This is a genomic window from Anaerolineae bacterium (genome assembly GCA_025062375.1).
Classification (GTDB): Bacteria; Chloroflexota; Anaerolineae; order SpSt-600; family SpSt-600; genus SpSt-600.
This window is the reverse complement of sequence record JANXAG010000019.1, coordinates 1-22,389: the sequence shown is the minus strand read 5'-3', so window position 1 is coordinate 22,389 and position 22,389 is coordinate 1. Positions and strand designations below refer to the sequence as shown.

Here is a 22,389-nt window from a genome sequence, read left to right as displayed (position 1 = left end):
TTTACCTCCTTTCGCCGAAGATAGCCCTCCCTATCCGAACCATGGTGGCTCCTTCTTCCACCGCCACCTCAAAGTCGTCCGTCATGCCCATGGAGAGATGCTTCCAGGAAGCCTGGGGGAATTTTTCGGCCAGACTATCCCGCAACTCTCGCAGCCTTCTGAAGTAAGGCCTGGCATCCTCGGGGTCTTCAACGATGGGGGCTATAGTCATAAGGCCCTGGAGAGAAAGGCCAGGGAGGGCCAGGATATCGGGGACTGCCCTTTCAACTTCTTCAGGGGGAAAGCCGAATTTTGTGGTCTCCCCAGAGATATTGACCTCCAGAAGGATGGGTATGGTTTTCCCCTGGGAGGAAGCCCTCTTACTGAGTTCTACGGCCAGCCTTACGCTGTCAACGGAGTGGATAAAATCAAAGAGCCTGACGGCTTTAGGCACCTTGTTGGTCTGGAGGTGGCCCACCATGTGCCAGGTCACGGGTTTCTTCAGAAGGAAATTTATCCTGGGAATTTTTTCCAGGGCTTCCTGGACCCTGTTTTCGCCAAAGTGTTCAATTCCCAGTTCGGCGGCGGCCATAATGCGCTCCGGCTCCACGGTTTTGGTGACAGCCACTAAAATTACACCATCTGGGTTTCTGCCCTTTCTGAGGGCGGCTTCGGCAATTCTCTCCTTAACCCTTTTTATCCTGATTTCAAGCTCTTCCATTTAAACCTACCACCGCTGCAAAGCGGCCTGTTAATCCCCCCGAAGCCCGGTGAGAGAAAAACTCATCCTTCCGGCAAGAAGTGCACAACCCTGCTACTTCAACGTGTGTAACTCCCGCCCTTAGGAGCCAGCGTCTGTTGAGCTCCCACAAATCCAGGTGCAATTTTCCTTGCCGGGTATAGACTATAGGGGGATCAGGCCAGAATTCCCTGGCAAGCGTGACCACATCGTCCCCAACCGTATAACAGCACGGGCCTATGGAAGGGCCCAACCCTGCCGCGATATCCTTCGGCTTTGAGCCGAAAACCTCTTCCATAAGCTTGATAGTCCTGAAGGCTATACCCATTATGCTTCCCTTCCACCCGGCGTGAAGGAGTCCCACAACTCTCCTTATGGGGTCGTAAAGGACTACTGGGACGCAATCGGCGAAGCGGAGCATAAGGAAAACACCCGGGGCTGAAGTGATTAAGCCATCGGTATTGGGGATGACCTTTCCCAGGTATTCCTCATTCACCACAGCCACCTGAAGGCCATGAACCTGGCGGGCAGTGACAATTTGACCTTTGGAGATACCGAGAACTTCAAAGATGCGGCGATGATTCTCTTCTACTGCCTTCAAGTCATCCCCAACGGTATGACCCACATTCAGGGAATCAAAGGGGGGCTTGCTTACCCCTCCCAGGCGCGTGAAGAAAGCGCAGGTAAGGTTTCGAAAGGAGGGGAAACTATAGAAAACAAGGCCATTCACGCTAAAGCGAAGCAACTTATCCCCCGCCTGCTGGACTTTAATGGCTTTTATAGTTTAACACAAAAAGCGAAGCAGAGCAAAGCCTGGACATGTCCTGTCTCTATTTACTCGGGGACGGCGCCAAATTGCCCTTTCCCATCGTTTTACCGTAGAAACTTTGAGGATGCCACCACAAAGCCTCAAAAAGGGAGCAATCGACCAACTCTTGCACCCCGCCCACGAGTGGGACCCAGAACCGTGGCAAACCTTCAGCCCACGAGGGCGGGAAAAATCAGGGGTCCAGGGGCTTTAGCCCCATGGCAGGGGGCCTGGGGGATGTGCCCGCGATTAGCCACCCCCTGCACCCCGCCCACGAGTGGGCCTCTAACCCCCCGACCCAAACGCTTCCCAAAATAGTGGAATAATCCCAGATTGCTCTATTCCAGACTTGTGATATAATCTTTGATGCATTCACCTCCGAGGGAGCTTTGCACTATGAGAAAATTCATCTCGTTGAAGATAAATGGCGAAAACTTCCAGGTAGATGTAGACAAAGACACCTCCCTTCTTGAAGTTCTGCGAGACCACCTGCACCTAACTGGTACAAAGAAAGGGTGTGGGGAAGGCCTATGCGGCTCCTGCACTGTAATCGTAAACGGCAAAGCTGTCCGCTCCTGTACCTACAAAGCCGTGAATGCTGAAGGCGCCTCAGTGGAAACCATCGAAAGCCTGGCCAGAGAGGGAAAACTTCATCCCCTTCAAAAAGCTTTCATTGATTATGGAGCAATCCAGTGTGGATTCTGCACCCCCGGAATGATTATGAGCGCTAAAGCTTTGTTGGACCAAAACCCTTCTCCCTCCGATGAGGAAATCATAAAAGCAATACAGCCAAACCTGTGCCGGTGCACCGGCTATTCCTCCATTGTAAGAGCGATAAAAGCCGCTGCCTCTGAAATTCGTGGCGAAGGGTACATTCCTCCCACTATACCCAGCCTGGTCGCCCCTTTAAAAGTGGTGGGGAACATCATCCCCAAACCCGATGCTATCCTAAAGGCCACCGGCAAAGCCCTCTATGCTGCCGACCTGTACTTTGAAGGCATGCTCTATGCCAAAGTCCTGAGAAGCTCATATCCCCATGCCCGCATCCTCAGGATAGATACCACCCGTGCCAGAAATTTGCCCGGCGTAGTAGCCGTCCTCACGGCTGAGGATGTGCCCGGAGATAAAACCCATGGAGTTGTGCGTAAAGACTGGCCCGTCTTTGCTATGGATAAAGTCCGATACATTGGCGATGCCATCGCTATGGTGGTAGCTGAAAGAGAGGAAATTGCTTCTGAAGCCTTAAAACTTATAGAAGTAGACTATGAACCCTTGCCGGTCGTCACATCCCCTCAGGAAGCTCTGAAACCCGATGCCCCGAAAATCCACGAAGGCGGCAACCTCCTCAAACATATATCCATCCGTCGCGGGAATGTGGATGAAGCCTTCACCCGGGCCGACCTAATAGTGGAGAGAGTTTACCGCACCCCAACCTACGAGCACGCCTTTTTAGAGCCCGAAGCGGGGGTGGCCACAGTGGATCCTGATGGGAACATAACCGTGTACGTGGGCTCCCAGATCCCGTTCCTGGACCGGCGCCAGATAGCTGAAAGTTTAGCTATCCCCGAGGAAAAAGTCAGGGTGGTAGGGACCTTCATTGGGGGAGCTTTCGGAGGTAAAGAGGATATATCCGTTCAAATACACGTAGCTTTGGCCGCTTTCAAAACGGGCCGACCTGTTAAACTGGTCTTTTCCCGCGAGGAATCCATGAAAGTTCACCCCAAACGCCATGCCACCACAATCCGTCTGAAGACCGGTGCTACCAAAGAGGGGAAACTTCTGGCCCTGGAGGCAGAAATTTACGGGGATGCAGGGGCTTATGCTTCCCTCAGTGAGCACGTCATGACCCGCACCGCCACCCACATATCTGGCCCCTATCAAATTCCCAACTTGAAGGTAGATTGCTATGCCGTTTACACCAATAATCCGCCTTCGGGCGCCTTCCGAGGTTTTGGAGTGCCCCAGGCAGCCTTCGCTATAGAAAGCCAGATGGATATAATGGCCGAAGAGCTAGGCCTCTCCCCCCTGGAAATCCGAAAGATAAACGCCCTTCGAGCGGGAACTAAAACACCTCTGGGACAGCTCCTTGAGGAAAGTGTTGGCCTTCTGGAGACCTTGGACCGGGTTGAGGAAGAAATGAAGCGTACTCCTTTCACCCCAATAGAGGGCACCAAAAGAAGGGCGTGGGGTATCGCCTGCGCCTTTAAAAATGTGGGCCTGGGCGGTGGAGTTTCCGACAAAGCTGGCGCCGAAGTAGAAGTAACCGAAGAAGGCACGATAATAGTCCGAGCAGGAGCTGCCGACCTGGGAGGAGGCCTATCGGGCGTGATAGCAGCTATTGTTGCCGAAGAGTTTGGACTACCTGGCTGGCAAGCCCAGGATATTCCACCTGTGAAGGTCATATTAGCCGATACGGGTTGCACTCCAGAGGGCGGACCTACCACCGCTTCAAGGCAATCCTTTATAACGGGGAATGCGGTGCGCTTTGCTACCCGCCGGGTTAAGGACTTCTTATCTCGTATCGCCGCTGAAGAAATGAACGTCCACCCGATGGAAATCGTATTTGAAGGAGGGTTTGCCAGAGCGGGTGATAAAGCCCTATCCCTGGGGGAACTTGTCTCCATAGCAAAAAAGCAGGGGCAGGAAGCAAGAGCTTCTTACTTCTATGAAGCTCCGACTACTGTGCCGATAAGCCAAGAAGGGCCTCACCACTTTGCTTTTGGATTTGCCACGCAGGGGGCTCTTGTGGAAGTGGATATGGAAACAGGTGAAGTGCGTGTACTCAAAGTTATAGCTGCCCACGATGTGGGAAAAGCCATTAGCCCGCTGGGGGTCGTAGGGCAGATAGAGGGCGGAGTCATGATGGGGATCGGGCTTACCCTGAAAGAAGAATTTGTCCTCAGAGATGGGATCCCTATGGTTCGGGGGTTTAAAGACTACCAGATCCCTAGAGCGAAGGACATGCCCGAAATTGTGCCTGTAATCGTTGAAGCACCCTCCTCTGCAGGACCTTTCGGGGCCAAGGGCATAGGTGAAATCCCCTCCATCCCTACGTCTCCAGCCATCGTCAATGCCATATATAAAGCGTGTGGGGTTCGCTTTTACCATCTGCCTGTGAAAAGTCAGGAACTTAGGGAGAAACTATGGCAAAAGCTAACGTAACCATAGTAGGGTTAGGGTTTGTGGGAAGTTCCATAGGTCTTGCCCTCAAAAAATCAGGGGCTGATATCTCCATAACAGGCCACGATAAGGAACCAGGTATAGCTCGCGAAGCTCTCAAAATTAAAGCTGTAGACCGAACTGATTGGAACCTCATAAATGCATGTGAAAAGGCTGATATAGTTATTCTGGCGCTTCCCCTCCAGGCAATTCAGGACACCATGAAAGTCATAGGCCCTTACCTCAAACCAGGATGCCTTGTGACAGATACTGCTACTCTCAAGAGGCCGGTGATAAAGTGGGCTGAAGAACTGCTTCCCGACCATGTAAATTTTGTGGGGGGCAATCCTATCATAAGCCCTCAAGGGGAAGCAGGCGGGGTCAAGGCGGCCTCAGCGGAGGTTTTAAAAGGAGCCCTATACTGTCTCACCCCTTCTCCTGAGGCAAGTGGTGAAGCTATAGAACTGGCGGTGGCCCTTGTAAAAGCCATGGGTGCCAGCCCTTACTTTGTAGATCCGGCGGAGCATGATGGTCTCCTGGCTGGAATAGAACAATTGCCCCTCGTAGCCGCAGCCGCCCTGATGGGAACTCTGTGTCAATCACCCCCGTGGAAAGAGATGAGAAGATTTGGGAGCTCTGCTTTCAACCAGGGCACAGCCTCTCTCTGGGAAGGTTCCTTGCTGTGGGCCAGAGCTTTTCTGGAAAATGCTGACAATGTAATCCGTTGGATTGATGGATACATTTCTCAACTGGAAATGCTGAAACAAAGCCTCAAAGACAAGGATGAAGAAACCCTTAACGTTTACTTCAGCAGAGCAGTAGACGAAAGAGCCCGGTGGCTTAAAGACAAAACCTCAGGTCTGTGGGAAGAAATCCCGGAGCCTCCGAGGACGCCGGGAGTGCTGGAAACCTTTCTGGGAGTTCGTTTCAAAAAGCCATGATTAACTGCCGCATCAGTGCAAACAAAGCAACACATCACTGCTAGCTAAGCTAACAACCCACTGCCTGCACTACAACCGTTAGTGGAGGGAACTCAAGAATAACTCCCCAAGAACCTTAAAAAGGACAAATAGCGGCCTATTAGGGTGGGGAAAATCAGGGGTCCAGGGGGCGAAAGCCCCCTGGCAGGGGGTCTGGGGGATGTGCCCCCAAAACCTCAAAAAGGGAGCGATCAGCCGCCTCTTGCATCCCGCCCACGAGTGGGACCCAAAACCGTGGCGAACCCTAAACCCACGAGGGTGGGAAAAAACTTCATCGCAGAATAAAAACTAAAATTTGAGCTTCTTGGGGAAAATTACTGTAGCGATGACTCCGCTTCCATCTGCTCCTTCCAGACTGAAACTCCCGTGCAATTCTTCTTCTGCTAAGGTTTTTACGATCCTAAGCCCAAGACTTTCCGTTTGAAAAGGATCAAACCCCTCGGGGAGGCCTCTTCCGTCATCGTGCACTGTAATTTTCACCTTGTTTTCCAGATCCTCAATCCTAACCAGGATGTGGCCAAAAGTGCGGTCCTTATAGCCATGCTCCAGAGCATTCTGCAGTAGTTCATTAATGATCAGGGCACAGGCAGTGGCTTGCTCTGAAGGGAGGAATATCTCAGGCCCTTGAAGCTCCATGGAAATGCGCTTTTCTGGAGTTAACATGCCCTCTTTCGCCTGCTTCATTATCTTTCGGCAGAGCTCTCGCAGGTTTATTAACCCGGAATCATATTCCGAAAGGAACTCATGGATTATAGCTATGCTGAGAATTCGGTTGATGCTATCGCTCAAAGCAGCCCTGGCCTCCTCGTGGGAAATGCGACGGGCCTGAAGGCGCAAAAGAGCCGCTACCGTCTGAAGGTTGTTCTTAATGCGGTGGTGAATCTCTTTAATAATAGCTGTTTTAACTTTGAGTTCCTGTTCCTTGCGGCGTTCTTCTGTGGCATCGTAAATTATGAGCATAGCTCCAGCCAAAGGCATGGGCGGGTCCCCCAGGAAGGGGATGAAAAATTCCCTGAGGCGAGATGGGGGCTCATAGATGGGCAAAACTCGCTTTATCCAGACCATGTTATCCTCTAACTTTTCTTCTTCCTGGTAGAAATCCCTTTCCTCCAGAGCGATGCGAAACATTTGGCGGTCAGCAGAAGGAAGGCGTGAGATAGAAACATCCCTGAGGTCCCGCATGATGCCACGTTTACGGTAAAGGTTAGCAGCAACCCCACTTATGTAACGGATAATCCCCTGATCATCCACCACGATTATGCCATCCTGTTCGGTCACAGGATGGAAGGACTGGGTTTTATCCAGAAGTCCGCGGCGCGCCATATGGTGAAGGTAATGGAGAGCTATCTGGAAAACCTGGCTGCGGCGACGGCGCCTTTCATACTCCAGGAGGTTTGATTCAAAGCTTAAGACTCCAGCTATACGGCCCTTTCTCTCGATTATGGAAAAAGTTTCCTCTACCATAGGGGCATCACCGGCCAGCAGAAAACCCTGGCTTTTCCAATAGCCCAGGCGCCTTAAGGCCCGAAAGACCAGAGGCCTTTCAACTCTGTAGACATAGCGGCCTTTCAATTCTTCTTGGTAAAGTGGGGAAATGGAACGGGGTCTGGCATGAGCCAGAATAGCCACAGCATCCTTAACCGGCACCGGGTAATAGACGAATGCATCAGCTTTGGTTAAGTCCGCAATGAAGTTAAGCCCCGCTATCACTTTCTTCAAAATTTCTGCATCCTCTTCTCTGACCATAACATCCGGGTAGACCACTTTGTCCAGCCCTCCTCAGACTCTTTCAAGAAAATTATACAGGGTTTTCAAATCTGGGGCCAAAATGTGGAGGTTAAAAGTCGGAATGGTGAGCTAAAATTTCCCCTCGCCTGATGTAAACCCTTGGAAGGCGAGAGGTTAGAGAGGCTACAACTTCGTAATTGATGGTTTCAGCCCAGCGTGCAACTTCTTCTGCGCTAATTCGTTCTCCCCCTTGTTCTCCGATCAGCACCACTTCGTCCTCTTCGCGAACTCCATCCACTCCGCTTACATCCACTACGAACTGGTCCATGCAAATCCTGCCTATTATTGGCACCCTTACACCTTTTATCAAAACAAAACCCCTGTTGGAGATAAGCCGATGATAGCCATCTCCGTAGCCCACAGGGACCAGCGCAACAGGGGTGGGGCGGGTGGTTACATAAGTGCGCCCGTAACTTACTGGAAAATTAGCGGGAAGAACTCTCACTCTTGCCACTCGGGCCTTGAGGGAGAGGGCTGGGCTGAGGAGAAAAGGAGGTTCAATTTCCTCTGAAGGACGAAGCCCGTAAAGGATGATTCCAACCCTGACAGCCTCCAGATGCATTGAGGGGAAGCGCATAGTGGCTGCACTGTTGCAGACATGTCGGAGGGGGAAATGAAATCCAGCCCTTTCCAACTTCTCCGAGAGCCCCATAAAGATCTCAAATTGCCGGAACGTGTAATTAGTGGAATCCTGGTTTAACTCGTCCGCCACAGAGAAATGGGTGTAGAAACCTTCAAGAGTTAAACCTGGTAAAGAAGCCACTGCCTTTACGAAATCCATCACCTCTTCTGGTAGAAGGCCGAATCGCCCCAGGCCAGTGTCCACTTTAATGTGAACAGGCCAATTCCTGCCAGCTTTAATAGCTTCCTGGGAGAAAGCTCTGGCTTGCTCTAAAGTCATGAGGGTAGGGGTAAGGTTGTAGCGAACTGCCTGGGGTATTTCAGCTAAAGGGATATAATTCATCACTAAAATTGGCGCCTCTATTCCCGCCTGACGTAGCCTGATCCCTTCGGATGCGCGAGCCACTGCCAGCCTGGAAGCACCAGCTTCAAGGGCAATTTGAGCTACAGGAACGGCTCCATGGCCATAAGCATTAGCTTTTACTACCGCTATGAGTTCACATTTTTCACCAATGAAAGACTTTATATTCCTTACATTAGCTTCAATGGCGTCAAGGCTTATCTCAGCCCAGGAGGGGCATGAAGGGCATCCTGCGGGCATTTATCCTCCGAGGTAAGCCTTCTTAACCTCTGGATTATTAATAAGTTCTTCGGCCGTCCCCGAAAGGACAATCACGCCCGTTTCCAGAACATACCCTTTATGGGCAAGCTTTAAAGCCTGGCGGGCGTTCTGTTCTACCAGGAGGATTGTGGTACCTTGAGCATTTATCTCCTTTAGGGTATTGAAGAATTCCCTTACCAGAACTGGCGCGAGGCCCATAGAGGGCTCATCCAGAAGCATTAAGCGGCCCCGGCTCATCAAAGCCCGAGCCACAGCTAACATCTGCTGTTCCCCACCGGAAAGGGTTCCAGCCAGCTGGTTTTTCCTTTCCACTAATCGCGGAAACAGGGCAAATACTCGTTCATAATCCTTCTTTATTTCTTTATGGTCTTTCCTTGCCCAGGTAGCCAGCTTCAGGTTCTCCATAACAGTAAGGTTGGCAAAAATCCCTCTTCCCTCCGGCACATGGGATATCCCCAGTTCCACTACTTTGTGGGGAGGAACGTTCCTGAGATCCACCCCATTGAATACAATCGTGCCTTTATCTATGGGGATAAGGCGGGAAATAGCTCTGAGGGTTGTGGATTTGCCAGCCCCATTGGCCCCGATAAGAGTAACGATTTCCCCTTCCCTGACCTCGAAGGAAATGCCCCTAAGGGCTTTGATCACCCCGTAGGAGACGTGCAGGTCCTCCACCCGAAGCAAGACGTCCCCTTTCATATTATGGCCTCCTCCCCAAGATAGGCCTCTATAACCCTGGGGTTATTCTGGATTTCAACCGGTGACCCCTCGGCTATAGTCTCGCCAAAGTCCAGAACCTTTATCCTTTCGCAAATTCCCATTACTACTTTCATCTGGTGCTCTATAAGGATTATGGTAAGGCCAAATTCGCGCCGGATCCACTTGATAAGCTCCATAAGCTCCGAAACTTCTGCAGGGTTCATCCCTGTGGCTGGTTCATCCAGGAGGAGAAGGCGTGGCTCGCTGGCCAGCGCCCGAGCTATTTCCAATCTCTTCTGGAGCCCGTAGGGCAAGCTTGAGGCCAACCAATCGGCCTTATCAGCAAGGCCCATTATTTCCAGAAGCTCCATCGACTTAAGTCTCGCTTCTCTTTCGCTTTCCCTCGCCCTTTTCCCGACTTTAAACATAGCTTCCAGGGGAGAATATTTTATCCTTGAGAACCTGGCAATGCGCACGTTGTCCAGGACCGTCAGGTTCTTAAACAGGCGCAGAGTCTGGAAGGTGCGTGCAATTCCAAGAGCGATAATCTGTTCTGGCCTCTTACCAACCAGGCTATGCCCATTGAAAATAATTTCTCCAGCCGTTGGACGGTAGACACCCGTTATGAGGTTAAAAACGGTGGTTTTCCCGGCCCCATTTGGTCCTATTATCCCGATAAGCTCTCCCTCTTCCAGGTCCAGATTAAAATCGTAGACTGCTCGTAACCCCCCAAAATAATGAGTTAGACCTCTTATCTTAAGGATAGGCATATTTAACCCCTCACCTTTCAGGATTTGCTCGAGTGGAAGCCAGCCTGGGCAGAATGATGGTTTCCCTCTCCTTACGCCAGGTTTCCGGCCTCTCTTCTGGAGGGACCAGGAACCCCCACTCCCTCATTCCCATTATCCCTCTTGGCCTGAAAATCATCAAAAGGACCAGAAGGAGCGGACCAATAACCCAGCGCCAAACCTGGAGGGGCCTTAAAAGTTCCAGAAGAACGGTGTAGATTGTAGCGCCAAGGATGGACCCCCCTATGCTTCCTATTCCTCCCAGGTATACCATGACCAAAATATCGGTGGATTTGAGAATACTGAAGGCCCTGGGGTTAATGAAGAGGAGAACGTGAGCGTAAAGCCCACCAGCGATCCCAGCAAAGAAAGAAGCGATAACGAAGATAACAATTTTAACCTTACGGGTATCAACGCTCACCAAAGAAGCGGCTATCTCGTCTTCTCTTATGGAAAGAGCTCCCCTTCCGTAGTTGGAGTAAACCAGATTACGGATGAACCATATAGTTATGACCACCCACACGTAAACCCAAGCCAGGTTTGTAAGCTTGGGCATGCCCATAAAGCCTCTCGGCCCACCTACGGCCTCTATGTTTTCCAATATGCTTTTTACTATCATGTTCCAAGATAGAGTAACGATAGCCAGGTAGTCACCCCTTGTACGGAAGGAGGGGAAAGCGATTATCAGCCCGCTAAGCCCCGCAGCCAATCCCCCAATGATAAGAACCAGGGGGAAGAGATAAGGGGCATAAGCCGAGAGGCCCAATTTAGGCAAAACCCATACCGTAAGGATAGAGGATACATAGGCCCCAACGGCCATGAAACCTGCATGGCCCACCGAGAACTCCCCCATGTAACCGTTGACCAGGTTCAGGCTCAGGGTGAGGATGATGTTAATTCCCACGTATATGAGCACTTGTTGCCAGTAAAGGTTAATTAACCCCAGTGCCGGAAAGACCAACATAATGAAGAAAAGCAACCCTACGAGCCCAGGGGTAAAGGCTTTCTTAACAGGATCCGGCCATGCGGAGTAAAAAGAATTCCAGAAATTTCTTACGGGGGAAAGTAAGCCGCTAACTTTTTCCATGTGTTTCCCTCACACTTTCTGAGTTACGGGTCGACCCAAGAGGCCATAAGGCCGGAAGACCAGCAGAAGCAATAGCATAGAGAAAGCCACAAAGTCCCTGTAAGTGGAGGAAGGCAAAATGACAGGGGTGAAGATTTCCACGAGCCCCAGCAAATAACCTCCCAACATAGCTCCCCTGATATTGCCTATCCCCCCTACTACCGCCGAAATGAAAGCCCACCACCCTATCCTTATCCCCATGTAGGGGTCAATAGTGTAAACAAAGCCGTACAAAGTCCCCCCAACGGCAGCAATAGAAGCCCCCAGAGCAAAAGTTATAGAAATTATACGGTCCATTGGGACCCCCATAAGGGGAACGGTAAATTTATCCCACGAGATAGCTCGCATCGCCATCCCCACCATGGTGCGTCGGACGATAGTATCCAGAAGGAACATAACAATAGCTGAGACAAAAATTATGATGAGCTGGATATTGGAAGTAGCTATGCCACCAATTGTAAAACGCTGGACTGGAATTATGGGAGGAAGGAAGCGAGGGTGAGGTCCAATGGTGGCCAGGGTGAAGTTTTCCAGGAAAAGTCCTACTCCCAGAGCCGTTATTACCGCCGATACTCTTGGGGCTTTTCGCAATGGCCTATAAGCAAAGCGCTCAATTACCACTGCCAAAAAAGCGGTAAACATCATGGAAGCAAACATGGTAAGAAGGAAAGTGATGAGGCCTGGAAGTTTGAGGGCATAGGCCATCAGAGCAGAACCCACAAAGAAAGCCACATAGGTGCTGACCATAAAGATGTCGCCGTGGGCGAAGTTTATAAGGGTAATGATGCCGTAAACCATTGAGTATCCAAGGGCGATAAGGGCATAGACACTTCCCAGCTGTAAGGCATTAAGAATCTGTTGCAGGAAGGCTTGCATAGCTCCTCCATTATAAGGCGGGAGTAAGCCTTGAGCTTACCCCCGCCCTTATTTTGGTTTGGAAAATTAGTCTTTACGGCTTGGCCGTAGTGTAGTAGGTGAACTTCCTACCCGGAACATCTACTTTAAGGACAACGGCGCTCTTGATGGGGTCTCCGGTGCCCCTGTACTCCATGACGCCCGTCACTCCTTCGTATTGAGTGATGCCCCTGAGAGCAGCCACTACGGCCTCCCGGTCAATTTTTCCAGCCTGCTTGATAGCCGTAACCGCAAGGCCGAAAGCGTCATAGGTCAGGGCAGCCACATCATCGGGGGTCTTGCCATACTTAGCTTCGTAGGCCTTAATAAAGGCCTGAGCTTTCGGGGTGGCGATGTCCGGGGCATAGTGAGTAGTGAAGAACAGGCCGTCACAATCGGGACCGCAGAGGTCAATGAGCTCCAGGTTACCCCAGGAGTCGCTTCCAAAGATTATGCCCTTGAAGCCCAGTTTCCTGGCCTGCTGGACCTGGAGGGGCACTTCGGTGTAGTAGTTGGGGAGGAAGAGGCCATCAGCGCCTGAGTTTATGATCTTGGTGAGCTGAGCTGAGAAGTCTTTATCACCCTTGGTGTAGGTTTCGTAAGCAACCACAGGGTAACCCAGCTGCTCTATCGTCTTCTTGAAGAACTCAGCGATCCCCTTGTTGTATTCGGAGGCTACGTCAAAGAGGACGGCCGGCTTCTTCACACCCAAATCCACAGCCAGCTTAGCCGCCACAGCTCCCTGGAAATCGTCAATGAAACAGGCTCTGAAGACGTACTTCTTGGGTGCTCCGGTCTTGGGGTCGAGAGTAGTCTTGGGGTTGGTAGACCATGGGGTAATCATGGGCATCTTGTTGGCTTCGGCCACTTCCGAGGCGGGAATAGCATTGCGGCTGGCGTTAGGACCAATCATGAGGAGAACACCTTCGGTGTGGAGCTTAAGGGCAGCAGCGGCGGCAGATTCTGCTTTGTCTTCGTTGTCCTCAATCAGAAGTTGAATGGTATACTTGCGGCCTCCTACTTCAATCCCCCCCGCCTTGTTTACCTCTTCAACGAAGAGCTCTGCAGCATTTTTGCAGGACTGACCTACTACAGGAATTCCTCCAGTGAGCTCAACGTTGAGTCCTATCTTGATGACACCAGGCCTGGGGGCGCACGATGCAGCTATAATGCTCAGAACGATGAGCAAACCTGAGAGCAAAGCCAACTTTCTCATATCCCCCCTCCTTTGGTGAGCCCTTCCTCGGGCTCATTGTTTATAAAATTATACCATCACTTTCTCCCCAAGGCAAATTTACACCACTCCCCTGTTGCTTGATTTTACCCACATTTTCCGCGAGTGCTTGGCCAAAAAGGCTACCCTGGGCTTTTTATTTCCCAGCTTAACTGGACCAGCTTCCGCTGTTTTTCCGGGCCATTGGGAGTTATCACCACCAGCGTTCCACCGCGGCCCTGATGCTAACTTTTCCCCTTGCCAAATGCTTAAACCGCTGGCTCATTACCCCCAGACCCATGTCCTAAAACTTCCTTTGCCAGCTTAATTTTCCAGGGTAGTCCGAAATCCTTTCCCCACCTCCAGATGTCCTTTCAGATGCGGCTAAAGGCATAGGCTTTTTCCCTCTTGCCTGTTGCTGTCTTTTGGGGTATTATGTTCTTGAGAAAATGTGGAGGCTTCAGTAATGGCCAGCCTTGAACTTAAAGGGGTAAGAAAGCCGGTTATAGCTGGCACGTGGTACCCGGGAAGGCCTGAGGAGCTAAACCGAATGATTTCCAGTTTTCTGGCGAAGGTTGAAATTGAGCCTGTCCCGGGGGAACTGGTGGGCCTTGTGGCCCCTCACGCCGGGTACATCTACTCAGGCCAGGTGGCAGCTTATGCGTACAAGCAAATTGAAGGCCGCTCCTTTGAGACCGTAGTAGTAGTCCATCCCAGCCACAGGCTTTACCTGGATGGTTATGCTCTCACAGCTGCTGCTTTCTACGAAACCCCTTTAGGCCAGATCCCACTGGATGGAGAGGTTATCGCCGAACTGGACGAAGAACTTAAGTTCACTTTCTTGCGCTCAGATCAGGAGCACTCCCTTGAAATACAGCTCCCGTTCCTTCAGTATGTACTGGGAAACTTCAAACTCGTTCCAGTGATGATGGGAGATCAATCCTGGGATCGGTGTCAGAAGCTGGCCTCGGCTCTGGTTAAAGTGTTGAAAGGCAAACAAGCCCTATTGGTGGCAAGCTCTGACCTTTCTCACTTTTACTCTTACCGAATTGCCGTTTCACTTGACAAAGTAGTGTTAAACCATGTAGAGAGTTATGATCCGGAAGGGCTGGCCAGAGCCATAACCTCAGGTAAAGCCGAGGCTTGCGGAGGAGGCCCCATTGTGGCTGTGATGCTCGCCTCTAAAGAGCTTGGGGCCGATAGGGCTAAAGTGCTTAAGTATGCTAACTCTGGTGATGTAACTGGAGACTTTGGAAGTGTAGTGGGCTATATGGCTGCTGCCTTTTACCGTGAGGCTACTTGAGAAGCGGAGGGAGTGTCATACGTAATCCTCTGCCTGAAGTCTTAAAAAGGCGCTGGAGCTAGTTACCAGAATCGCGTAAATCCCGGGCTTGAGTGGGTGCACTTGCGGAAGATTTTTACGAATGGTCCGATGGCCCGTGGCAAGTCCTGAGCCCGCGGATGTAAAAATGAGAAATTGAAGAGCGGTCAAATCGCCTGCATCCCACCCACGAGTAAAACTTGTGATATGGAGGTTGCCCAATGTATCATCCAGCCCTTGTAATTTTAGTTACCGGGCTTGTTTTTATCCTGGCCTTTGGAGGTCTGGGCTATTTAAAGGGCCATGGCCTCTCAGGGCAATTAGCTGCGGAAGGCCTGGCTATAACTGCCTTTTTTGCCTTGCTGGCGTGGGTAGCTAACGTTTCTCTCAATCCCATCATGTTCCTTATCATCCTCTACCTTGTTTCAATGCGCGCCAGGATTCTGCTGGATGCCGGCAATTTCTTTTTGAATGCTGGTAACATTCCTGCAGCTATATCCCTCTACAAACTCGCCCTTAAGCTCTGGCCCGACTCCCCCAGCCGATGCATTGCCAAAATAAACATAGCTGTGGCCAAGATCCGAAGCGGGGCAATGAAAGAAGCTATCGCTATCCTGGAAGAAGTGCTGGAAAAACACAAAGAAGTGATAGGTTTCAGGAACGAGGCAGCTTGTCTTTTTAACCTGGGCCTTGCTTACCGGAAAGCAGGCCAGAAAGATAAAGCTATCCATTGTTTGAAGGAAGCAGTGGAGCTTTCCCCCGATAGCCTTTACGGCCGAAGAGCCAAGGAGCTCCTTAAAGAGTTAGGCCGGAGCTCAGAAGAACAGTAATGAGCGAAAAGACCTATGCCGAGGTGGTGGTAAACCTGCCCCTTAGGCCTCGCAGGGGCGAGCCTTTCCCTGGCTTTCATTATTTTATCCCCGAAGACTTACGCTCCCAGGCTTTTGTAGGCCGCGGTGTCCTGATACCCTTTGGGCCGAGACTTGTGCAGGGGGTCATTTTCTCCCTTAGCGATCATTCCCCCGTAGAAGGAGTTAAGCCCATCGCTGCACTCCTGGAATTCTCTCTGCCTCACTATCAGCTCCGCCTTGCTGAATGGATGAGCAAACACTACCTTGCACCTATAAGCGAATGTGTGGCTCTCATGACCCCTCCAGGCATAGGTGGCAAAGCCAGAAGTGTCCTCCGCCTCAGCCCCGAAGCCAGTTCCTTTGCACCAACCAGTAAATGGGAAGAAGCTATTTTAAACCTGTTGCGAAAAAAGGGCGAAATTAGAGCTGAAAGGCTTGAGGAATTCCTGGGGCCAAAAGGCTGGCACAAGGCTTTGAGAAACCTACTGAAGAAGGGGATTGTGATCCGCCAGCCCATCCTCACCCCTCCCATTGTAGCTCCCAAAAGGCTGGTCTATGCTTTCCTCGTAGCCCCCAGAAAAGAATGGCTTCGTCTCCTTGAACCGCTGCGGAAGAGATCCCGGAAAGCGGAAATCCTGGAATACCTGGTGCGCGCTGGCCCCATCCCTTCTCTAAAGGATGTAATGAACGCCACTGGTTCGACTCGCCAGGATATCCGCCAGCTTGAGGAAAAGGGATTGGTTCAAATCCTACCTTCCCGGCAATTCTTAATCCCCGCCGTTACAGAGGAAGAGCTCGCCAAGGCTGTGGAAAACCTCAAGAAGCGAGCCAGAGCCCAGCTTCCGATCCTTGAGAAGCTCCTTTCAGCTCGCGAACCCGTGCCTGTTGAAGAGTTCGGGGATGCCAAAAGGGCTATAAAGGCTCTGGAGGATAAAGGCCTGGTAAGAACTGTAGAGGAAGAGGAACAAGTTCTTCTTACTTTGCCTCCGGAAGAAGCCATCGTTCTGGCCCGGAAAGAGCAGGGTTTATCCCTTTATCTTGAAATCCTGGAAGTCCTTTATCGCGAGAAAAAGCCGGTTTCAGCCGGAGACCTCTACGCCGAAACAGGATGCACTTTCAGGCATCTTCGGGAGTTAGAAGAGACAGGACTCATAAGGCTCGTAAGGGAAGAAGTGGCAAGAGACCCTCTTTCCGGTTTGGTCTTTGAGGAGACAATCCCTCCGGACTTAACCTCTGATCAGGAAAAAGCCTGGGAAAAGATAAAGATAGGGATTGAAAAAGGGGTTTTTTGCTCGTACCTTCTCTTCGGCGTTACTGGAAGCGGCAAAACCGAGATCTACCTCAGAGCAATAGAAGAAACCTTGCGCCGGGGCCGTCAGGCTATAGTCCTGATCCCGGAAATCTCCCTCACTCCTCAGACAGTCCATCGCTTCGGCTCCCGGTTCCCAGGTAAGATAGCGGTAATCCACAGCAAACTTTCCCTAGGAGAGCGTTACGACACCTGGTGGCGGATCAGGCGGGGGCAAGTAAGTATAGTGATAGGACCACGCTCAGCCCTTTTTGTTCCTTTACCTAACCCAGGCCTTATCGTGGTGGACGAAGAACACGATCGCTCTTACAAGAGCCAGAAAAGGCCCTATTACCACGCCAGAGATGTAGCCATGGAGCTGGGCCGAATCACCGGTTCAGTAGTTATCCTGGGAAGCGCCACTCCTGACCTGGGTACCTTTTATAGAGCCAGAAAGGGTGAAATTCATCTTCTGGAGCTTCCCAAACGCATCCTCTGGAAACCCCATGACCTCAAGGGCAAAAAGCCTTTTATCCTAAAAGAGAGGGATGATCTTTATTCCTCAGGCCTTCCTCCCGTAGAAATTGTAGACATGAGGGAAGAATTTAAAGCCGGGCATAGGGGAATATTCAGCCGCACATTGATAAAAGCCCTGGAAAAGACCCTCAACGCAGGAGAACAGGCGATACTCTTTCTGAACCGCCGTGGAACCGCGACTTTCATAATCTGTTCAAATTGTGGATATGTGGCCAAATGTAAACGGTGCGATGTCCCTCTGACCTATCACAGGGGGAACAAAACCAGAGCTCCCTCTTTCCTCTGCCACCATTGCGGCCGCCATTACCAGATCCCTGCCAACTGCCCTGCCTGCGGAAGTCCTCACATCCGCTACTTTGGCTTAGGAACAGAAAAAGTAGAAGATGAAGTGATACGTCTCTTCCCCAGCGCTCGCACTCTGAGGCTTGATCGGGATACTGTGGTGTGGAAACATGCTCACCAAGTGATTTTAGAGAAATTTGCTTCTCGCCAGGCTGACATTTTGGTGGGAACTCAGATGATAGCTAAGGGGCTTGATCTCCCCTATGTAACCCTGGTAGGAGTAATTTCGGCTGACACCGCCCTGCATCTTCCGGATCTCTGGGCAGCTGAGAGGACTTTTCAGCTCCTAATGCAGGTAGCGGGTAGAGCGGGCCGCAGCCCCCTGGGCGGACGAGTCATAATCCAAACTTACACTCCAAACCATTACGCAATTGAACTTGCCGCTCGTCATGACTATGAGGGGTTCTTCAAAAAGGAAATGGAATTCAGACACCTCCATAATTACCCACCCCTGAGAGGAATAATTCGGCTCCTCTACCAGCATTCCAGCGAAAAAAGCTGCCGGGAAAAGGCGGAGAATTTGTATCGCAATCTCATCCATTTGATCGGCCAGAGGGAAGAAGTCCACCTTATAGGACCTGTTCCTTGCTTTTTCTCCCGCCTCAGGGGCCGATACCGCTGGCAAATAATCCTCCTGGCTCCGAATCCCCAAGCTCTTCTGGAAGAAATTATCCTGCCTGGAGGTTGGAAAATCGAAGTGGACCCCGTTAGTTTGCTTTAAATCCGGCGCAAACGGGAAAGGACAGCTTCTTTGATAAGCAGGATTTCCTCCATCCTCATAATCATAGCCATAGCCAAATAAATCCCTGCGCCCACAAAACCTCCGGCTATTACCGCTGTTAGCTTTCCCTGGAAAGAACCCATGGGTATAACCTGCAACACTTCACCCACGGCGAAAGCCATAGCTAAAGAGGCCAGTGCTCCTTTAAGGATGGTGCTGGAAATACCGTACCCCTTCAAGCTACCGACTTTGCGGTGAAGCATAAGAAGCATCGTGATACAATGACTTAAATGCTTGGCAGAATCGGCCAGGACGAGGCCTGCCATCCCCATAGGCTTCATCAGAGTTAAAGCAACTCCCAAATAGACCAAAACCGATAACACTCCCACCGCTGCGGGAGTAAAGGTGTCTTTACGGGCGTAGAAGGCATAATTGAGAGGCCAATCTACTGAAGCAAACACCAACCCGATAAGGTAAAGCCTGAGAGCCAGCACAGTGTATTGAGTATCATAAGGGGTGAAACGGCCATGCTCAAATATCGTAGCGATGATCGGATAGGAGAGAATGAAAAGACCGACAGTGGCAGGTATAGCTGCTGCCAATACCATTTTTATTCCAGAAGCCAGAGTCGCCAAGAATTCCTCGTTCTTCTCACGGGAAAGGGCGATCCTAGCTAAGGTCGGTAGGATAGCTGTAGATATGGCAATGGAGATAAGGCCATGAGGGAACTGAATCAGAGTAGTGGCATTGGCCATCCAAGCAATGCTGCTGGGGCCCGTCCTGGAAGCAAGGTTCCGGTCTATAGCCACCTGTATCTCGCTTATGATCAGCCCCGCAGCAATGGGAAGATAAAGCATAAATATGCGCTTTAGAGCAGGGTGCCTCAGGTTGAAAGAGAGCTTGATGGGTATATCCCTAAGAGAAGGGATAAGGATGAGAAACTGAAGTAAAGCCCCCATGACGATCCCCAGGGCGAGGCTGTAAATATCAAGGAAACGGGAAAAAAGAGGAGCTGCCAAAATTATCCCCAAATTATACACGGCAGCCCCGAAGGCCGGGGCTGAAAATCGCTTAAGAGAATAGAGGAGGCCCGTCAATATTCCACTGCTGCCAAAGATAAGGAGAGCCGGTATTATGATCCGGATAAGGTTAGTGGTTATTCTCCGGAGCTCTACAGAAAAACCTCCTCCCAGAAGCCAAGCCACCAGGGGGGCGAATAGTTCAATCATAAGCACAACAACCCCCAGGCCCAAGCCGAAAACCCCCAGCACAATTCCCACTACCCTGCCCAGTTCTTCTTTCCTTTCCGATGAGGCATACTCACTTAAGACTGGAACGAGAGCGGCGCTGAGCATCCCTCCAATCAAAAGCTCATAAACCATGGTGGGGATTATGGAGGCTACCCGGAAAGCGCTCACCTCCCCCGTAGCCCCAAAGTAATGGGCTATTATCGTTTCCCGTCCCAGACCCATTACTCGGCTGGCGATGTTACCGGCCGCTAAAATCCCCGCTGCTCTGGCTATAGAACCTGGCTGGACGAGTGCCTCTGGTGAACCCCCATCCGTGACCTTCTGGCCCTTTCTCCTCACCAGCTCTGAAAGCGAAAGCCCCGCCAGAAAGGCAAACCCTGCCAGCATAAGGTAAATCCCCCAACCCCAACCTATCGGCTGGGTGTAAAGCATAACGATGAAAGGGCGAGTCTTTTCAAAGTAGACGGAAGGCAAAATGCTGCCAAGGAGGCTGGCTAATAAGAGGAAGGAATAAAGTGCAGAAGATGGAATTCTCTTTAAAATCGGCCAGGCAAGAGGCAAAGTCAAGCAAAAAACGATGGCAATCGTCTGACGTATGAACTCCGACTTAAGTAGAATCGGAGGCGACCACGCCGGAGGAAGCATGGATAAGGCCATAGCCCAGGCTAACATCAACAGTAAGCCCCTGGCCCACCTCGGATAACTGAGGGCTGGAGAGGAGGCCATAAGAATGAAGGACAACGAAGAGAGCAGAAGGGGGAGGTAAAATACTTCTCGCAGGAACCTTAACTCTCCGGAGCGAAACTGGGGCAGAAACTTGACAAACTCGCCCATATCTAACCCAGTAAGGACTAAAGCGGACGCTTTGTGATGGACCCATGGAGCCCAATAACCGGCCAAAGCCGCTGCCAGAGCCAGGAGAAAGAACCACTTTTTCATGGATTTTCTCCTAAGCGCTGGTAAATTTCCAAAAGTTTTCGGGCCGATTTATCCCAGGAAAAAATTGAGCTTTGGGTGAACCCTTTTTCCCGCAACTTCCGGCGCAGCTCTTTATCCAGCAATGCCTTTTCCATAGCTGAAGCCATAGCTTCCACATCGTAAGGCGAAAAGAAAAGTGCGGCATCCCCGAGGATTTCGGGCAGAGGAGGAGCTTCAGAAGCCACCACAGGAACTCCACAGGCCATGGCTTCCAGGGGAGGAAGCCCAAAACCCTCATATAGAGATGGATAAACGAAAAGCTCTGCCGCTGAGTAGAGGGAAGGGAGATCCTCTTCTTCTACATAACCCGGGAAAATCACCTCCCCCTCAAGCCCACATTCCTCGACCGCCCTGAAGATAGCTTCAAAAAGCCAGCCTTTACGCCCGGCGATGACCAGTTTAAGATCATTCCCGGGTTCTAAATTTTCCTTGAGAATAGCAAAAGCTCGGATTAACCTGGGGAAATTTTTACGAGGTTCTAAAGTCCCCAGGCTAAGTATAAACCTCTGAGGTAAACCGTAACGTGTGCGAGCTCTTTCCCCATTTGATGGCTTGAAGTTTTCTCCAACCCCAGCATACAAAATTTCTATCTTGTCTGAAGGCACCCCCATTAGCTCCAAAAGGTCTTCCCGGGTGTTGCCTGAATCCGCCAAGATAAAATCAGCTTCTTTTATAGAACGAGGCACAGCCTGGGAAAGATACCGAAGAAGATTTGATGTGAAACACTCTGGAAGTCGCAGGAAAGAAAGGTCATGGATCGTAAGGATAGAAGGGGTTAAGGCCAGGGGAGGAAGGACGAAATCAGGAGAGTGGAAGAGCCTTAAAGGGCCAGTAAAAATCTCAGCAGGGATTGGAACCCTTAGCCTTTGCCAAAAAATATACATTAGGCGTTCGGAAAAAGGAAGCTTAAGGTAACGGAAATTGGAAGGGAGCGGATGAAGAGCTGCGTCTCTGGGGACCATAAGGATATAGAAATTTTGCTGGTCAATTTTACCCAGATGCTTGAAAAGCTCGCGAGCATATCTTCCTATACCAGCCTTCTGTTTTACGGCAGCGGTGTAATCAACCCCGATGCGCATTTTAAACCTCTTTGAAAGTCCAGATCCTGTTCATCCCGAAGTTCCAGAAAAGGACCACACCCGTAGCAATGGCTTTGGAAAGGTTGTACCCAAGAGTTCCCAATTGGTGAAAAAACAAGAAGTCAAGGCCGAGGAATATCGTCTGGTTTAAGAAATAACCAACCACACAAACAAAGGCAAACTTCCAGAATCTGGTCAGGAAAGGCGAAAAACGACTCTCTGGGAAAGTCCAGAGCCGGTTCCAGACAAAGTTGTTCACGACAGCGGCCGAAAAGGAAATAGTGTTGGCTAAAGGCTTAGGCAAACCCAGCACGAGGATTCCCAAATTTAAGAGGCTAAAATCCACCAAAGTCCCACTCGCTCCCACGATAGCAAACTTTAAAAATCTTTTCGCTTCTTTCCCTCCCTTCACAAGAATATTGGGGAAATGGTTTAATTTTTCCATTAAGTCCATCGGTTCTGGTCACCTCACAAACTGACCAATGGCCAGAAGGATGCTTATGACTGTGCCCAGAACCGCTATGGAGCCAATCAGCCAGCGAGACTGAGCCAGCATCCTCTCCTGAATAAGGTCAAGCCTCGTTTCCATACTCCTTTGAAAAGCTT

At 50.8% G+C, this 22,389-nt stretch carries 17 protein-coding genes; 5 read left to right on the top strand and 12 right to left on the bottom strand.

The annotated features are described in order from the left end of the window. Position 1: 1 nt before the first annotated feature. Both NZ653_06500 and pgeF read right to left on the bottom strand, forming a co-directional pair. Complete coding sequence (locus NZ653_06500) at positions 2–700, bottom strand: YggS family pyridoxal phosphate-dependent enzyme (protein ID MCS7286763.1); 699 nt, start codon at positions 698–700, stop codon at positions 2–4. Further along, positions 687–1,463: a peptidoglycan editing factor PgeF gene (gene pgeF / locus NZ653_06495; GenBank protein ID MCS7286762.1), complete on the bottom strand. Its 777-nt coding sequence runs from the start codon at positions 1,461–1,463 to the stop codon at positions 687–689. The genes NZ653_06500 and pgeF overlap by 14 nt, the downstream gene beginning before the upstream one ends. A 459-nt stretch (positions 1,464–1,922) precedes the next feature. Between pgeF and NZ653_06490 the strand changes: the two genes are divergently transcribed. Together NZ653_06490 and NZ653_06485 are read left to right on the top strand one after the other, a co-directional pair. Continuing rightward, positions 1,923–4,688, top strand: coding sequence for a molybdopterin-dependent oxidoreductase (locus NZ653_06490; GenBank protein ID MCS7286761.1), 2,766 nt, complete (start codon positions 1,923–1,925; stop codon positions 4,686–4,688). After that, the gene (locus NZ653_06485; protein ID MCS7286760.1) at positions 4,670–5,626 is read left to right on the top strand and encodes a prephenate dehydrogenase; all 957 of its coding nucleotides are present in this window, start codon (positions 4,670–4,672) and stop codon (positions 5,624–5,626) included. Before NZ653_06490 ends, NZ653_06485 begins: the two co-directional genes overlap by 19 nt. 327 nt (positions 5,627–5,953) lie before the next feature. Here the strand turns inward: NZ653_06485 and NZ653_06480 are convergent, their stop codons facing one another. The 7 genes from NZ653_06480 to NZ653_06450 form a co-directional block, all read right to left on the bottom strand. Beyond that, positions 5,954–7,429: a PAS domain-containing sensor histidine kinase gene (locus NZ653_06480; GenBank protein ID MCS7286759.1), complete on the bottom strand. Its 1,476-nt coding sequence runs from the start codon at positions 7,427–7,429 to the stop codon at positions 5,954–5,956. A gap of 73 nt (positions 7,430–7,502) precedes the next feature. After that, entirely contained in the window at positions 7,503–8,675 is a 1,173-nt protein-coding gene (alr, locus tag NZ653_06475; protein MCS7286758.1) for an alanine racemase, read from the bottom strand. Beyond that, positions 8,676–9,395, bottom strand: a complete 720-nt coding sequence (locus NZ653_06470) for an ABC transporter ATP-binding protein (protein ID MCS7286757.1) — start codon at positions 9,393–9,395, stop codon at positions 8,676–8,678. It lies immediately after the preceding gene. Continuing rightward, entirely contained in the window at positions 9,392–10,165 is a 774-nt protein-coding gene (locus NZ653_06465; GenBank protein ID MCS7286756.1) for an ABC transporter ATP-binding protein, read from the bottom strand. Before NZ653_06465 ends, NZ653_06470 begins: the two co-directional genes overlap by 4 nt. A 10-nt stretch (positions 10,166–10,175) precedes the next feature. Further along, positions 10,176–11,270 carry a branched-chain amino acid ABC transporter permease gene (locus NZ653_06460; GenBank protein ID MCS7286755.1) on the bottom strand — a complete coding sequence of 365 codons (1,095 nt, stop codon included), beginning with the start codon at positions 11,268–11,270 and terminating at the stop codon, positions 10,176–10,178. A 9-nt stretch (positions 11,271–11,279) separates the two neighbouring features. Beyond that, positions 11,280–12,185, bottom strand: coding sequence for a branched-chain amino acid ABC transporter permease (locus tag NZ653_06455; protein MCS7286754.1), 906 nt, complete (start codon positions 12,183–12,185; stop codon positions 11,280–11,282). Positions 12,186–12,258: 73 nt separating this feature from the next. Then, a complete protein-coding gene (locus NZ653_06450; protein MCS7286753.1) occupies positions 12,259–13,419 on the bottom strand; it encodes an ABC transporter substrate-binding protein in 1,161 nt (386 codons plus the stop codon). Positions 13,420–13,882: 463 nt separating this feature from the next. Here NZ653_06450 and amrB point away from each other — a divergent pair, with 463 nt between their 5' ends. The 3 genes from amrB (at position 13,883) to priA (ending at position 18,476) form a co-directional block, all read left to right on the top strand. After that, a complete protein-coding gene (gene amrB / locus NZ653_06445; GenBank protein ID MCS7286752.1) occupies positions 13,883–14,719 on the top strand; it encodes an AmmeMemoRadiSam system protein B in 837 nt (278 codons plus the stop codon). A gap of 239 nt (positions 14,720–14,958) precedes the next feature. Next, on the top strand, positions 14,959–15,567 hold the full coding sequence (locus tag NZ653_06440; protein MCS7286751.1) for a tetratricopeptide repeat protein: 609 nt from the start codon (positions 14,959–14,961) through the stop codon (positions 15,565–15,567). Beyond that, complete coding sequence (priA, locus tag NZ653_06435) at positions 15,567–18,476, top strand: primosomal protein N' (protein MCS7286750.1); 2,910 nt, start codon at positions 15,567–15,569, stop codon at positions 18,474–18,476. The genes NZ653_06440 and priA overlap by 1 nt, the downstream gene beginning before the upstream one ends. Here priA and murJ read toward each other — a convergent pair. From murJ to NZ653_06420, 3 genes are read right to left on the bottom strand one after another with little or no spacing between them, the layout of a single operon-like run. Continuing rightward, entirely contained in the window at positions 18,473–20,665 is a 2,193-nt protein-coding gene (murJ, locus tag NZ653_06430; GenBank protein MCS7286749.1) for a murein biosynthesis integral membrane protein MurJ, read from the bottom strand. The genes priA and murJ overlap by 4 nt on opposite strands. Then, positions 20,662–21,783, bottom strand: coding sequence for a glycosyltransferase family 4 protein (locus NZ653_06425; GenBank protein MCS7286748.1), 1,122 nt, complete (start codon positions 21,781–21,783; stop codon positions 20,662–20,664). Before NZ653_06425 ends, murJ begins: the two co-directional genes overlap by 4 nt. A gap of 1 nt (position 21,784) precedes the next feature. Next, positions 21,785–22,237, bottom strand: coding sequence for a GtrA family protein (locus NZ653_06420; protein MCS7286747.1), 453 nt, complete (start codon positions 22,235–22,237; stop codon positions 21,785–21,787). Positions 22,238–22,389: the final 152 nt, after the last annotated feature.